The sequence below is a fragment of the Rathayibacter tritici genome (genome assembly GCF_001641005.1).
Classification (GTDB): domain Bacteria; phylum Actinomycetota; class Actinomycetes; order Actinomycetales; family Microbacteriaceae; genus Rathayibacter; species Rathayibacter tritici.
Genome location: NZ_CP015515.1, coordinates 3,150,040 through 3,162,676 on the forward strand (window position 1 = coordinate 3,150,040; position 12,637 = coordinate 3,162,676).

The window sequence follows — 12,637 nt, forward strand, 5'->3', positions numbered from 1 at the left end:
ATCCGCCTGTTCCCGCCGGTCGAACCGAATTTATCCTGCGTTATGAACACAAGGAGCGTCCGTCGGCCTCCGGGGCTGCGCGCAACCCCGTCCCCGCGCCAGCGCGCGAGCCTAGGGTGAGGCCATGACCGATCCCGGCGCAGCCCGCCACGACGTCCTCATCATCGGCGGCGGCAACGCCGGCCTCTCCACGGCGGGGCGGCTGCGGCGCTCCGGAGTCGCGGACGTCGCGGTGATCGAACCCCGGTCTACGCACGTCTACCAGCCGATGCTCTCCCATGTCGCCGGAGGCACCGCTCCCGCGTCCGCCGCGACCCGGCCCCAGGGCTCGGTCACCCCGAAGGGGGTCGCCTGGATCCAGGATCGAGTCGAGACGATCGACCCGGTCGCGCACTCGGTCACCCCCCTCTCCGGCCATCGCATCGGCTACGGGCAGCTCATCGTCTGTCCCGGGATTCAGATGGACTGGGCCGCAGTCCCCGGGCTGCAGGAGGCGATGGATTCGCCGTTCGGAGTGTCGAACTACGAGTACGAGTACGCGCGCAAGGCGTCTCGCGTGCTCCGTGAGGTCCGCTCGGGCACCGTGGTCTTCACGCAGCCCGGCGGCCCCGGCACCTGCTCAGGCGCCTCGCAGAAGCCGATGTACCTCGCCTGCGACTACTGGCGGGCGACCGGTGTCCTCGACCGCATCCGCGTCGTGCTCGTGGTGCCGACCCCCACCCTGTTCGGGATGCCGTTGATCGACTCCGAGCTGGAGCGGAAGGTCACGGAGTACGGGATCGAGGTCCGCTACGGCCGCGAGCTGGTCGAGGTGGACGCGGGCGAGCGGAGGGTCGTCCTCGCCGTCGACGACCGCGCCCCAGCGCTCCCCGGCCCCGACCGGGCGCAGCGCCGGACCGACGGCCCGCGCGAGACGATCGCCTACGACGTGCTGCACGCCGTCCCTCCGCAGTCGGCCCCCGACTGGCTCGCCGGCACCGGACTGGCCGCCGAGGGCGACGAAGGCGGCTTCGTCGAGGTCGACCCGCTGACCCTGCGGCACCCGCGGTTCCCCGACGTCTGGGCGCTCGGCGACGCCGCAGCCACGGTCAACTCGAAGTCAGGAGGAGCCCTGCGCCAGCAGACCACCACGCTCGCGAAAAACCTGGTCGCCGCGCAGAAGGGCCGCCCGCTGCCCCGCGTCTACAACGGTTACTCGGTCTGCCCCTTCGTCGTCTCGCGTTCGAGCGTCGTGTTCGCCGAGTTCGACGACCGCTACCGCCCGAAGCCGACCATCCCCTTCTGGACCGGCCTGGCGAAGGAGCGGCGCATCACCTTCATCGCCGACCGCCGCGTGCTGCCCTGGGTGTACTGGAACCTGATCCTGCAGGGCCGGGCCTGAGCGGCCGCTTCCGGAGGCGCGAGCGGCACGACCCGGTTGCCCCTGGTCGCTGAGCGGAGTAGTCGAGGCGCGGCCGGCACCCCGGACACTCAGAGCCGAACGACCAGTTTCATCGCCGAGACGCCCCGGTGCAGCCGGTCGAGAGCGGGCTGCAGCGCGGCGAGTCCGTCGCCCACCACCTCGGGCGCCGGGGCGCAGACGTGGCGGCCCTCGGCGAGCACGGCGGGCAGGTGGTCGCGCCAGAGCATCGGTCCCACCTCGTTCGTCATGGGCGAGCCGCCCCAGATGAAGCGGGCGCGGATGCCGCGGCGTCGGGCCGCGATCTGCAGCGCCGCCGTGCCGCCGGCCAGGCGCAGCATCGTCCGCACGAAGGCGGTGCTGATCCCGCGCCGCCGCGGGAGCGAGCCGAACGAGACGGAGGGGCTGGCCAGGGCGACGCGACGCACCCCGGTGGCGGCGGCGATCGCCACCGACGAAGCGCCGGACCCTGTGCCGATCGCGAGCACCCCCGCGACCTCGTGTCCTGCGAGCGCCGCCACCAGGTCGGCGACCACGGTGGGGCTGCGGTAGTCGAGCACGATCTCGGCGCCCAGCTCACGCATCCGCTCGTGGTTCCGCGGCGACGCTGTCGTCGCCACCCGGTGCCCGGAAGCGACGGCGAGCTGGATCGCGTTGCTCCCCACGCTCGTCGTCCCGCCCCAGATCACGACCGTCCTTCCCGTCGGGCGACCGGGACGCTCGGGTGCGGCAGGGCAAGGTGGTCCTTCTGGAACAGCGCCGCCGCCGCCGTCGTGACCGCGAGCGGCAGCACCACCGCGTCCTCGAAGCTCAGCTGGTCGGGGATCGGCGCCGCAAGGTCCTCGCGCACGACCGTGAACGCCTGGAAAGCGCCCTCATCGTGATTCCGCCGCCCGCGCTCCATCCCGACGGCGTACGCGACGACCCGATCGCCGACGGCGAACCGCGTCACTCCGGGGCCGACCGCCTCGACCACTCCCGCTACGTCCTCCCCCAGCACCACCGGGTACTGCACCCACCGGAACATCAGATCCCCGGTCCACTGCTTCATGTCGTCGACCGGATTCACGGCCAGGGCGCGAGTGCGCAGCAGGATTTCCCCCGGGCCGGCGACGGGCATCGGTGCGGGGCGGACGACGAGGTCGGCCCGTGGGGCGGTGAGCAGGGCGGCGGTGTTCTCGGGCACGGGCGGCTCCAGTCGAGAGTGATGGCAGGACGTGTCATCACACTACTCCTGATGACACGTCGTGTCGTCAGCTATCCTGGGCGGATGCCACGCTGGGCCCCCGACGCCGCCCTCCGCCTCGAACGCGCAGCGATGGAGCTCTTCACCCAGCACGGCTTCGCGGGCACCACCGTCCCCGCGATCGCGGAGCGCGCCGGACTCACCACCCGCACTTTCTTCCGCCACTTCGCCGACAAGCGCGACGTCCTCTTCCTCCGCGAGCGCGAGTTCCCGGAGGTCGTCGGCCGCCTGCTCGCCGACGCCCCCGACGGCCTGGACCCGATGGCCCTGGTGATGCACGGCCTCGAAGCGGCGGCCTCGGGCGACCTCCAGACCTGGCGCGCCCAGATCGCCGCGCGCCGCGCCGTTGTCCGCTCGGAGCCGCAGCTGCGCGAGCGCGAGTTGCTCACGTCGGCCGCTCTCGCCGAGAGCATGCGGGCCGCTCTCGTCGATGCCGGAGTCGCCCCCGACGACGCCGCCCTCGTCGCGCTCACCGCCTCCGCCCTCTTCGATCTCTCCCTTGAGCGCTGGCTCGCCGCCCCCGACACCACACTCCTGGTCGACGTCCTCCGCACCGAGCACACCCGCCTCGGCACGCTGCTCGCGCGCTGACCCCGGCGCCCCCGCTCGCGAACCGTCGTCATCTCCACCGGGAGGCGACCGTTCGCGACGAATCGGAACGGCGGACTCCGGAAGGTTCAGGCGGGCAGGGCCCAGGGGAAGGCGGGCGCGTTCGAGCGGGCGCCCTGTGCGGTCTTGGAGCGGCCGGGCTCGCCGAGCTCGGCGAGCAGCGACTCCGACTCGCCGACGAGGACCGCGAGCGCACCGGGCGTGAACCAGTCGGGGCGCAGAGCGAACAGGAGGTCCTCGGTCGCCGTGTTGCCGCTGGCGCCCGGGGCGAAGGGGCAGCCGCCGAGGCCGCCGAGCGCGCCGTCGACCGCCGCCGCCCCGGCCTGCACGGCCGCAATCGCGTTCGCGACGCCCGAGCCCCAGGTGTCGTGCCCGTGGAACACGATCTCGCGGGGCGGAGTCTCGGCGGCGACGCGCGAGACCAGCGACGACACCTCTGCGGCGTGGGCCTGCCCGAGCGTGTCGCAGACGACCACGTCGGCCGCACCCTCCGCCCGCGGATCGCGCGCGATCGCGAGCACACGATCCGGATCGACCGGCCCCTCGAACGGGCAGGTGAACGAGGTGGCGATGCACAGCTGGATCCGCCCGCCGACGCTCTCGGCGAGCGCGACTGCCTCGGGCATCGCGGCCAGGCTCGCCTCCGTCGGCCGGCCGACGTTGGCCAGATTGTGCGAGTCGGACGCCGAGAAGCAGTACTGGAAGCGCCGGGCCCCCGCGGCGGCGGCCCGCTCCACGTGGCGCGGAGTCGCGACCCACACCCAGCACCGCTCCAGCTCCTCGGGGGTGAGCGCGGCGATCACGTCGAGGGTGTCCGCCATCGGAGGAACGAGGTCGCCGCGCGCGAGTGAGCCGATCTCGAGCTCGGGCACCCCTGCGGCGAGCAGCGTGCGCGCGAGGTCGACCTTGCGCTCCGTCGTCAGGAGCTTGCCGGTGAGCTGCAGGCCGTCGCGGAGGGTGACGTCGCGCAGGCGCGCAGCGGCGAGCGCGGTCACCGCCCGGCCTCCTCGGCAGCGGAGGGAGAAGCAGGATCGGCGCCCCGGAGCATTCCGAGCACCTCCTCCGTGTCCCGCCCCAGGTCGGGCGCGAGCGAGCGGATCGGGAGCGAGCGCCCGCCGAGCACCGGCACGATCCCGGGGAAACCGACGCCGTGGAGCGTGCCGCCGGCGTCCTCGACGTCGAAGGGCTGGATCATGTCGCGCGCCGCGTACTGCTCGCTCGCGCTGATATCGGCGGCGGTGTAGATCGGGCCGGAGGGGACCCCCTCGTCATCGAGGACCGCGAGCGCCTCGGCGCCGGTGCGGCCCGCCGTCCACGCGCCGATCGCGGCGTCCAGCTCGTCGCGCCGCAGCCAGCGCTGCTCGTTCGAGGCGAGCGCCGGGTCCTCGCCCAGGTCGCTGCGGCCGATCACCGCCATCAGCCGCTGGAAGATCGCGTCCGCGTTGCCCGCGATCACGATGCTCGACCCATCGGCGCAGGTGTACGCGTTGGTCGGGGCGATGCCCTCCATCCGTCCACCGACGCGCTCCCGGACGATGCCGTGCGCCTGATAGTCGGGGATCAGCGACTCCGTCATCGAGAACATCGCCTCATGCAGCGCTACGTCGATCACCCGCTCCGCCAGCGGCGCCGGACCGAGCCCCGCAGCGCGGCGGGTCTCGCGCTGGAACAGCGCCATCATCACTCCGTAGCCCGCGTACAGGCCCGCGATCGAATCGCCGATCGAGACGCCCACGCGCACGGGCGGCCGGTCGGGGTCGCCGACGAGCTCACGGAACCCGCCCATCGCCTCCGCGACCGCCGCGAACCCGGGTCGGGCCGAGAGCGGGCCGGTCTGCCCGAACGCGGAGATGCGGCCGATCACGATGCCGGGGCGGGCCTCGTCGAGCACGTCCGGTCCGATCCCCCAGCGCTCGAGCGTGCCGGGGCGGAAGTTCTCGAGCACCACGTCGCACTCGGCGACGAACCGGCGGACGGTGTCGCGGCCCTCGTCCGTGCGCAGGTCGAGCGTGACGGAGCGCTTGTTGCGATTGATGGTGTGGAAGAGGAGCGAGGTCTCGGAGCCCTCGTGCAGCCGCCACCGGCGCAGCTCGTCCCCCGTGCCCGGCCGCTCCACCTTGATCACGTCGGCGCCGAAGTCGGCCAGCAGTCGCCCCGCCGTGGGTGCGGCGATGAAGTTGCCGAGCTCGAGGACGCGTACGCCCGCGAGCGGGAGGGGTGCGGTCATGGCACGGCCTTTCGCTCCCGTCGAGGCTAGCGCGGCGAGCGACGCCACCCCTGCCCTCCCGCGCACCCCCAGACCTAGACTGATCGGACACCATGCGCAGACACACCCTCACTCCGCGAGCGGACTGGCGAGCCCGCTGCGACGAGATCGGCTTCAGCTTTTACGACCTCCCCTCCGAGGGCGGCCGCCCCTACTGGAACGAGTCCGCGGCCTACTCCTTCGAGCCCGCCGAGATCGACCTGCTCGAGCGCACGACCTCGGAGCTGTTCGACCTCTGCATGGAGGCGTGCGAGCTCGTGGTGCGCAAGGGCCGCTTCACCGAGTTCGGCATCCCGCCCCGCTTCCACGACCTGGTGCGGACCTCCTGGGATGAGGACGACCCGACGGTCTACGGCCGCTTCGACCTCGCCTACGACACTGCGGGCGCAGTGAAGCTGCTCGAGTTCAACGCCGACACTCCGACCTCGCTGGTCGAGACGGCCGCGGCCCAGTGGCAGTGGCTGGTCGAGACACGCGGGCCGGACGCCGACCAGTTCAACAGCCTGCACGAGCAACTGATCGAGCAGTGGCGCCACCTCCGTCTCGAACGCTGGCAGCTCCACGAGGGCGCCCGCCTGCACCTCGCGTCGCTGCACGACTCCGGCGACGGCGAGCTGATCGTCGAGGACGCCGACACCGTGGCGTACATGGCCGAGACCGCCGCGCAGGCCGGCTTCGACCCCAAGCTGATCTTCGTCGAGGACATCCGCTACGAGCTCGACGGCGCGGGCTTCCTCGACGCCGACGGCGAACCGATCCGGCACGTCTTCAAGCTCTACCCCTGGGAGTGGATGCTCGGCGAGCAGTTCGGCGGGCTCCTCCTCGACCGGCGCGAGCGCACCCGCTGGGTCGAGCCCGCGTGGAAGCTCCTGCTCAGCAACAAGCAGCTGCTGGTGGTGCTCTGGGAGATGTTCCGCGGTCATCCGAACCTGCTGCCCGCCTCCGTGCAGCCGCTCGCCGGCACCGCGCAGGTGCGCAAGCCGCGCCTGGGCCGGGAGGGCGCGAACGTGACGGTCCTCGACGCCGACGGCACGGTCGTCGCCGAGAACGGCGGCGGTTACGGCGCGGAGGGGTTCATCCACCAGGAGCGCGCCGAGCTGGCCCGCATCGACGGGAAGACCGTCGTCCTCGGCAGCTGGATCGTCGGCGAGACCCCGGCCGGCATCGACGTGCGCGAGACGAGCGGCCCGATCACCGGCGATCTGGCCGAGTTCGTCCCCCACTTCATCGAGGGCGGACGGAGTGACGGGGCTGCGCCGACCGCGGACGGCACGTCGGCCGCCGGCCGGCCCCCGCGCGGCGCAGGCGAGGAGCCCGCTCCCCCGTTCGGCGCCCCCGAGCCCGGCACCCCCGCGCCCGCGTACGGCGTCCCCGAGCCCGACCGCCCGCAGGACACCCGCGGGGCCCGCCCCCAGGACGAGGAGACCCGATGACGGACGACGACCGCACCCCCGGCGACTCCGGGACCCGCGATCCCGGGGCACCCGGCTCCGGCGCACCCGGTTCCGGCGACCGCGACTCCGGCAACGGCGACTCCGGCAACGACGGCTCCGGCAACGACGGCTCCGGCACGCCCCGCTCCGGCGACACCTGGGGCAGCCGTGAGCCCGCGAGCGGCACCGGCACGCGCAGCAGCACCGCCGACTCCGAGGGCGCCACCCGCACCGCTCCCCACCGCTCGCGGAGCGTCGGCATCAGCGGCATCGCGAAGAACCGCCGCGGCCTGATCATCGGCGGCGTGGTCGCAGTCGGCGCGGTCGGCCTGGCCGTCGCCCTGGCCAGCGGCGACCCGTCGACCGACGGCGTCGTCGCCACCGGTGCGGACGGTCAGGACTACGTCATCCCCGAGAACGCCGAGCGCCCCGTGTACGCGAGCCGCGAGGACTGCCTCGCCGACGTGCAGGAGCAGATCGCGCAGCTGCAGGCGCAGGGCGAGCAGGTCGGCGACGACCCCGAGCAGCTGTGCGAGTCGACCGACGAGTACCGCGGCCACTACGCCGGCGGCTACTGGATCGGCCCGCTGATCTTCGCGTCGTCCCGCTGGAACTCGACGCGCGCGACCAGCTGGGCGCCCGTCGGCTCCGGCGGCTTCGCGGCGCGCGGAGCGACGCAGCCCGACGTCGTGCAGAAGGCGCCGGCCGGTTCGACCGTCGGCTCCAAGGCCACCCTCTCCGGCGGCTTCGGCTCCTCCGGCAAGTCCGGCTTCGGCTCCTCCGCCGGCGGCTGACTCGCCGCCCCCTCCCTCCGTCCCCCTCGCGCGATGTCTCTGCCCCTCAGGACGACGCGGCCCGACTCGGGAAGAAGTGGCGCTCGACCGGATCGCGGTCGGCGTGCGCCAGCGCCGCCGCGCGGATCTCGCGGTCGCGGCCGGTGAGCCGCTGGGTCTCCTGCCGCCGGAACTCGCCCCAGGAGGGCACCAGGAACGTCTCCAGCTGCACGTCGGCCTCCTCCCCACTGCGGTAGAGGGCCCACCTCGAGGCGCCGGTCCGGCGTCGAGAGCTCTCGAGGAGGCGCATCGCCGACTGGAATGCGGCGAGGGAGCCGGGCCGGACCGTCCAGGAGATCTGCACGAGCACCGGACCGTCCGCGGGCTGCGGCTCGAACACCAGCGTGGGCGTGGGCCACGACATCGAGATGCTGCGGTCGACGGTGCCCGTCCCCGGCAGCAGAGGGAGCACCCGCACACTGGCCGCCACGACGAGGAGCAGGGCGGCCGACGCCGCGTAGGCGTCCGAGGTGCCGAGTACCTGCGCCGCCAGACCCCAGCCGATCGAGCCGAGCGCCATCGTCCCCATGAAGACGAGGATGTAGATCGAGGCCCCGCGCGACCGCACCCACTGCGGCAGGGTGAGCTGCAGTGCTGCGTTCAGCACGGTCAGCGTGCCGATCCAGGCCAGCCCCGCGAGCACGAGCAGGAGCAGCGTCGGCGCGAGCGGGAGGAAGGCGGCCGCGAGCGTCCCCGCCGCGAAGAGCACGGCGCTCGCCGCGATGACCACGTCGTCCGAGAGCTTCCGCCGGGCGAGCGGCAGGGCGAAGACGCCGAGCACGGCGCCGGCGCCGAGGGCACCGAGGAGGAAGCCGTAGCCGCTCGAGTCGAGCTGGAGCCGCTTCGCCGTGAGCGGCAGCAGAGCCCAGAGCGCACTGGCCGGCAGGGCGAAGAGCGCGGAGCGGAGCAGGATCCGGCGGACGAGGTGCGCGGAGGCGACGTACCGGATCCCTCCCGTGAGCGCAGCACCGAACTGCTCGCGGTCGTCGAGACCGGTCTGCGGAGGCCGCTTCCACCAGAGGAGGGCGAGCACGGCGCCGACGAAGCTCAGCGCGTTGATGCCGAAGACCACGGGGGCGCCGAACGCCGAGAGGACGACTCCCGCCAGCGCGGGTCCGACCGCGCGGGCGCCGTTCACCGTCACGCCGCCGAGAGCCGATGACGCCGCGATCAGCTTCCGGGGCACGAGCTCGGGCTGGATCGCCTGCCAGGCGGGCGAGGTCAGGGTGGAGGTGACGCCGAGCAGGAAGGTGAAGGCCAGGATCGTCCAGGGAGTCAGCGCGCCGACCGCCGCCACGACCGTCAGAGCGGCCGCCAGCACGGCGCTGGCCGACGAGCCCCAGATCAGCAGCCGCCGCCGGTCGAGCGAGTCGGCCAGCACACCGGCGGGCAGGGCAACCAGGATCGAGGGAGCCAGGCTCGCCGTCTGCACGAGCGCGACGACCGCCGCACCCGCAGCCGCCTCGACCAGATACCACTGGGCTCCGACGGTCTGCATCCAGGTGCCGATGTTGCTGCCCAGCTGGGCGAACCACAGCACCCGGAAGGCGGTGATCGCCAGGGGCGCCCAGGCGGAGGGCTGAACCGGCGCGGAGGCGGCGGGAGCGGGCGCGACGTCCTCAGCCACCGGGCACGACCTGCCGCACCGAGAAGAGGTTGCCGAACGGATCCAGCAGCTGGCACAGCCGCTCCCCCGTGAACGCCGTCTTCGGACCGCGGTGGGCGACGGCGCCGTTCGCCGTCCAGTCCGCGACGACAGCGTCGACGTCGGGGACGGTCCAGTACGGGCTCGTCCCAGCGGGTCCGGGCCGGTTCAGCTCATCCCGCTCGTGCAGCGTCAGGCGGGTGCCGTCCAGGTCGAAGGCTACGAGCGCCCCGTCCCGGACGACGGGGTCGCGCCCGAGCCGCGCCGAGTACCAGGCGACCGCCACGTCGAGGTCGTCGACGAAGGAGAAGACGTTGCCGACTCCGGCGAACTCCGGCACCGTCATGCCCGGGCCGCCGGGAGGGCGTCGCGGAGGAAGGCGAGCGAGGGGCCGAGGGGCGCCTCCGTGTACCCCTCCGCGTGTCGGGTGCCCGGGATCAGCTGCAGCGTGCTGGCGACTCCGACCGCGGACAGCGCCGCCTGCGCGTCGCTCACGGGCACGAACTCGTCGAGCGAGTTGGCCAGGAACACCGGTCCGCCGTCCGGCGAGGCGTGGCGCGAGGTGGAGGCGGCGGCGAGCAGCCCCCGGTCGCCTCCGACCTCGTTGAGGATTGTCCAGCGGAGGAAGGCGTCGTTCCGGCCGGTCTGGTTGATGTCGGCGCTCTTCATGGCGTCGAGGTCCTGCGTCGTCGGCGTGGCCGGGAGGCCGTCCGTCGCCTCGACGATGCCGAGGCGATCGAACATCCCCGACCAGCTGACGGCGGGCCGGCCGGTGGCGATGGCGGCCTCCACGACCAGGTTCCCGCCCGCCGATCCGCCGAAGAACGCCAGCCCGCTCCGGTCGAACGCCCACTCGGACGAGACGGCCCACCGCTCGGCGGCGAGCACGTCGTCCCTGCTGGCCGGGAAGATCGAGTCCGGGGCCTCGCGGTAGTCCGCCGCGAACACGAGGTAGCCGGCGTCGACCAGCATCGTCGCGAGCGCTCGCTCCTTGCTCTTGTCCCCCCGGAACCACCCTCCGCCGTGGACCAGCACGACGGCCGGCCGAGCGGCGTCCTCCGCCGGGGACACCGTCCTGCCGTACACGTCCAGCACCTGCGCGGACGTCCCCCCGTCGACGTACGGGATGCCGATGCTCACTGACGGCTCGTCCGACACGGCGACCCCCTCCGGTTCTGTGCTCACGACTGCAGCACGACCGTAGGAGCGCGAGCCCGTGCGAGCCAGGCCCTGCCGGGGTCACCCAGGCACGGGCCGTCTCGCGGTGGGCGCCGACTCGTCGCGAACGGCCGTCACCGGAGCCGCGAGGCAGCCCTTCGTCACGCACGACCGTCCGCTCAGGCCGAGCGCGCCTCCCGCAGCACGTCGGCCGACTGCTGCCGTCGAAGATGACGCGGCGACCTCGGTCAGGTCGAAGGACCGAGCGAGGCGGTCGCGCAGTCCGGCCGCGTGCACGTGCCGAAGACCAACCGCGGACGGGCGCTGCACTCCGCCAGGTCGGCGACGTCGATGCTCCCCGTCAGACGGACTACGTGTCCTGATACTGAGGCGAGACGCCGTAGACCCAACCCTCGGTGTCGTCCGGATTCAGGGGTGTCAATGAGACGGGGCTGTTTGTGACGAACCAGTATTCGGCCTCGTCGAAGGCGTGCCAGAGCGGTCTCGTGCTGACGTGGTCGACGTACCAGCTCATTCGACGCTCGAGGCGCTGGGCGGCTGGCCAGGACTGCTCCGCCCAGACCCAGTCTGTGAGCTTCGCGAAGTCGTAGGGCAGATCGCGCAACGGGCTGAGGACGCTCGATCGGAGTAGCCGGTGGGTCATCGCCCCACGCACGGCGAGGAGCCCGCCGACCTTCTCGCCTGCGGTCGGGGTCAGCGACGCGAGGTGGTCGTTCTGCCACTCCAGCGATGGCTTCTTCGTACCGGTCAGGATCCAGTAGGCCTCGGAAAGGTCGTAGACGGCATCGAACGCCCAGTTGACCGCGACGAGGACGGCGCCCTCGTCCTTCGTGTGGCTGAGCTCTCGCAGGAGCCGTGCCGCCCAGATGAGAGAGCGCAGGCGGACCCGGTAGTCCTCGATCTGCTCTGCCGATGTCCCGAGAGACCGTCGGCGCCGGTCGCGTCCGCTGAGGCGATCTCGACCGCACGGCGGATCGTCGATGCGTCGACCCCGAGCGTGGAGCCGATCGTCGCCCAGGGCGTCGGCGGAGTCGATGTCCGCATGTGCTGCGCGGCCGAGAGCCGCTCCGGAGTGACCACGCTCGGACGTCCGCCGTGACGTCCTCGAGCGCGAGCAGCGGCGAGGCCGGCTTGGGTGCGGTCGGAGGTGATGCGGCCGTTCATCTGCGCGAAGGCAGCGCAGTTGGGGAAAAGAGGTCTCCACCGGCGGTCGTGGTGTCGAACGGTTCGGTGAGGGAGCGGAACTGGATACCCCGGCGCTGCAGCTGACCGACGATCGAAACGACGTCGGACATCGACCGACCGAGACGGTCCGTGCTGAAGGCGAGCAGGACGTCGTCAGCGTCGTCGCGGAGGAGGTCGAGGCACGCCGTGAGACCCGAACGGTTCGCGTTCTCCCCGGTGAGCTTGTCACTGAAGGTCTCACCGCGGCGGCGGCGGAGAGCGCGTCCATCTGCGAGTGCAGGTTCTGATCCAGCGTTGAGACGCGGGGGTGGCCGACGATCGCCATCAGGTCACCTCTCCCTCGAGCTCGACACCGGAGGAGACCGCAGCGAGCTCACTGGGAGCCCGGCGTTCGCCTTGTCGGCGGCGCTGAGTGGGCGGGAGATCACACCGGAACAGTACTGCTCGGAAACGTCACGAGGGCGGTTCTGGCTGATCTGATTTCGACCACGAGTTTTCTGATTTCGACCACGAGTTTCGTGCATGTGGCCGCGCTCGACCGACCAGGAGATCTCGCGGACTCCGACCTCTACTCCGTCGACTCGTTGACGGGTGCTCGTAAACGATCGTTGTCCGAGATATCGCTCGAGGCGCCGCAACCGGACCAAGAGGCGGAACGCCGCAACGGGACCAGCCAGATCTCGGAGCAGCACGAAGCACGCTGCGCTCCGGTGGATGATCCCCATCCGGACCCCACGCTGACGACCGAGAAGAACTACGAGGTGGCAATGCACTGAAGATGCCCCCAGGAGATGCAGGACGGGCGCCGCTCCGCGGGGTCGCCGGCCGGCGGCAAGGGAAGG

General features: G+C 72.4%; 13 protein-coding genes and 1 pseudogene. 5 read left to right on the top strand and 9 right to left on the bottom strand.

Going from position 1 to position 12,637, the window contains the following annotated elements:
- Nucleotides 1-124 precede the first annotated feature (124 nt).
- Nucleotides 125-1,381: an NAD(P)/FAD-dependent oxidoreductase gene (locus tag A6122_RS14370; protein WP_068256293.1), complete on the top strand. Its 1,257-nt coding sequence runs from the start codon at nucleotides 125-127 to the stop codon at nucleotides 1,379-1,381.
- Nucleotides 1,382-1,470: 89 nt separating this feature from the next.
- Here the strand turns inward: A6122_RS14370 and A6122_RS17435 are convergent, their stop codons facing one another.
- On the bottom strand, nucleotides 1,471-2,088 hold the full coding sequence (locus A6122_RS17435; protein WP_237358204.1) for an MDR/zinc-dependent alcohol dehydrogenase-like family protein: 618 nt from the start codon (nucleotides 2,086-2,088) through the stop codon (nucleotides 1,471-1,473).
- The gene (locus A6122_RS17440; protein ID WP_237358205.1) at nucleotides 2,085-2,585 is read right to left on the bottom strand and encodes an alcohol dehydrogenase catalytic domain-containing protein; all 501 of its coding nucleotides are present in this window, start codon (nucleotides 2,583-2,585) and stop codon (nucleotides 2,085-2,087) included. The genes A6122_RS17435 and A6122_RS17440 overlap by 4 nt, the downstream gene beginning before the upstream one ends.
- Nucleotides 2,586-2,669: 84 nt before the next feature.
- On the opposite strand from A6122_RS17440, the gene A6122_RS14380 reads away from it, so the two are divergent.
- Nucleotides 2,670-3,236, top strand: coding sequence for a TetR/AcrR family transcriptional regulator (locus A6122_RS14380; protein WP_068256296.1), 567 nt, complete (start codon nucleotides 2,670-2,672; stop codon nucleotides 3,234-3,236).
- A gap of 86 nt (nucleotides 3,237-3,322) precedes the next feature.
- Here the strand turns inward: A6122_RS14380 and A6122_RS14385 are convergent, their stop codons facing one another.
- Both A6122_RS14385 and A6122_RS14390 read right to left on the bottom strand, forming a co-directional pair.
- Entirely contained in the window at nucleotides 3,323-4,249 is a 927-nt protein-coding gene (locus tag A6122_RS14385; protein WP_068256299.1) for a beta/alpha barrel domain-containing protein, read from the bottom strand.
- Nucleotides 4,246-5,481 carry a CaiB/BaiF CoA transferase family protein gene (locus A6122_RS14390; protein WP_068256301.1) on the bottom strand — a complete coding sequence of 412 codons (1,236 nt, stop codon included), beginning with the start codon at nucleotides 5,479-5,481 and terminating at the stop codon, nucleotides 4,246-4,248. The genes A6122_RS14385 and A6122_RS14390 overlap by 4 nt, the downstream gene beginning before the upstream one ends.
- Before the next feature lie 92 nt (nucleotides 5,482-5,573).
- On the opposite strand from A6122_RS14390, the gene A6122_RS14395 reads away from it, so the two are divergent.
- Complete coding sequence (locus A6122_RS14395; protein WP_068256304.1) at nucleotides 5,574-6,953, top strand: glutathionylspermidine synthase family protein; 1,380 nt, start codon at nucleotides 5,574-5,576, stop codon at nucleotides 6,951-6,953.
- Nucleotides 6,950-7,747, top strand: a complete 798-nt coding sequence (locus tag A6122_RS14400) for a hypothetical protein (protein WP_068256307.1) — start codon at nucleotides 6,950-6,952, stop codon at nucleotides 7,745-7,747. The genes A6122_RS14395 and A6122_RS14400 overlap by 4 nt, the downstream gene beginning before the upstream one ends.
- Before the next feature lie 46 nt (nucleotides 7,748-7,793).
- Here the strand turns inward: A6122_RS14400 and A6122_RS14405 are convergent, their stop codons facing one another.
- From A6122_RS14405 to A6122_RS17795, 5 genes and pseudogenes are all read right to left on the bottom strand, one after another.
- On the bottom strand, nucleotides 7,794-9,413 hold the full coding sequence (locus tag A6122_RS14405; RefSeq protein WP_068256310.1) for an MFS transporter: 1,620 nt from the start codon (nucleotides 9,411-9,413) through the stop codon (nucleotides 7,794-7,796).
- On the bottom strand, nucleotides 9,406-9,777 hold the full coding sequence (locus A6122_RS14410) for a VOC family protein (protein ID WP_104261835.1): 372 nt from the start codon (nucleotides 9,775-9,777) through the stop codon (nucleotides 9,406-9,408). Before A6122_RS14410 ends, A6122_RS14405 begins: the two co-directional genes overlap by 8 nt.
- A complete protein-coding gene (locus tag A6122_RS14415; RefSeq protein WP_167542398.1) occupies nucleotides 9,774-10,616 on the bottom strand; it encodes an alpha/beta hydrolase in 843 nt (280 codons plus the stop codon). The genes A6122_RS14410 and A6122_RS14415 overlap by 4 nt, the downstream gene beginning before the upstream one ends.
- A gap of 343 nt (nucleotides 10,617-10,959) precedes the next feature.
- Entirely contained in the window at nucleotides 10,960-11,814 is an 855-nt protein-coding gene (locus A6122_RS14420) for a hypothetical protein (protein ID WP_068256318.1), read from the bottom strand.
- A pseudogene (locus tag A6122_RS17795) lies at nucleotides 11,771-11,977 on the bottom strand (recombinase family protein); the annotation flags it as partial. The gene A6122_RS14420 and the pseudogene A6122_RS17795, both read right to left, overlap by 44 nt.
- A gap of 342 nt (nucleotides 11,978-12,319) precedes the next feature.
- Here A6122_RS17795 and A6122_RS14425 point away from each other — a divergent pair.
- Nucleotides 12,320-12,571 carry a hypothetical protein gene (locus A6122_RS14425; protein WP_068256321.1) on the top strand — a complete coding sequence of 84 codons (252 nt, stop codon included), beginning with the start codon at nucleotides 12,320-12,322 and terminating at the stop codon, nucleotides 12,569-12,571.
- Nucleotides 12,572-12,637 lie beyond the last annotated feature (66 nt).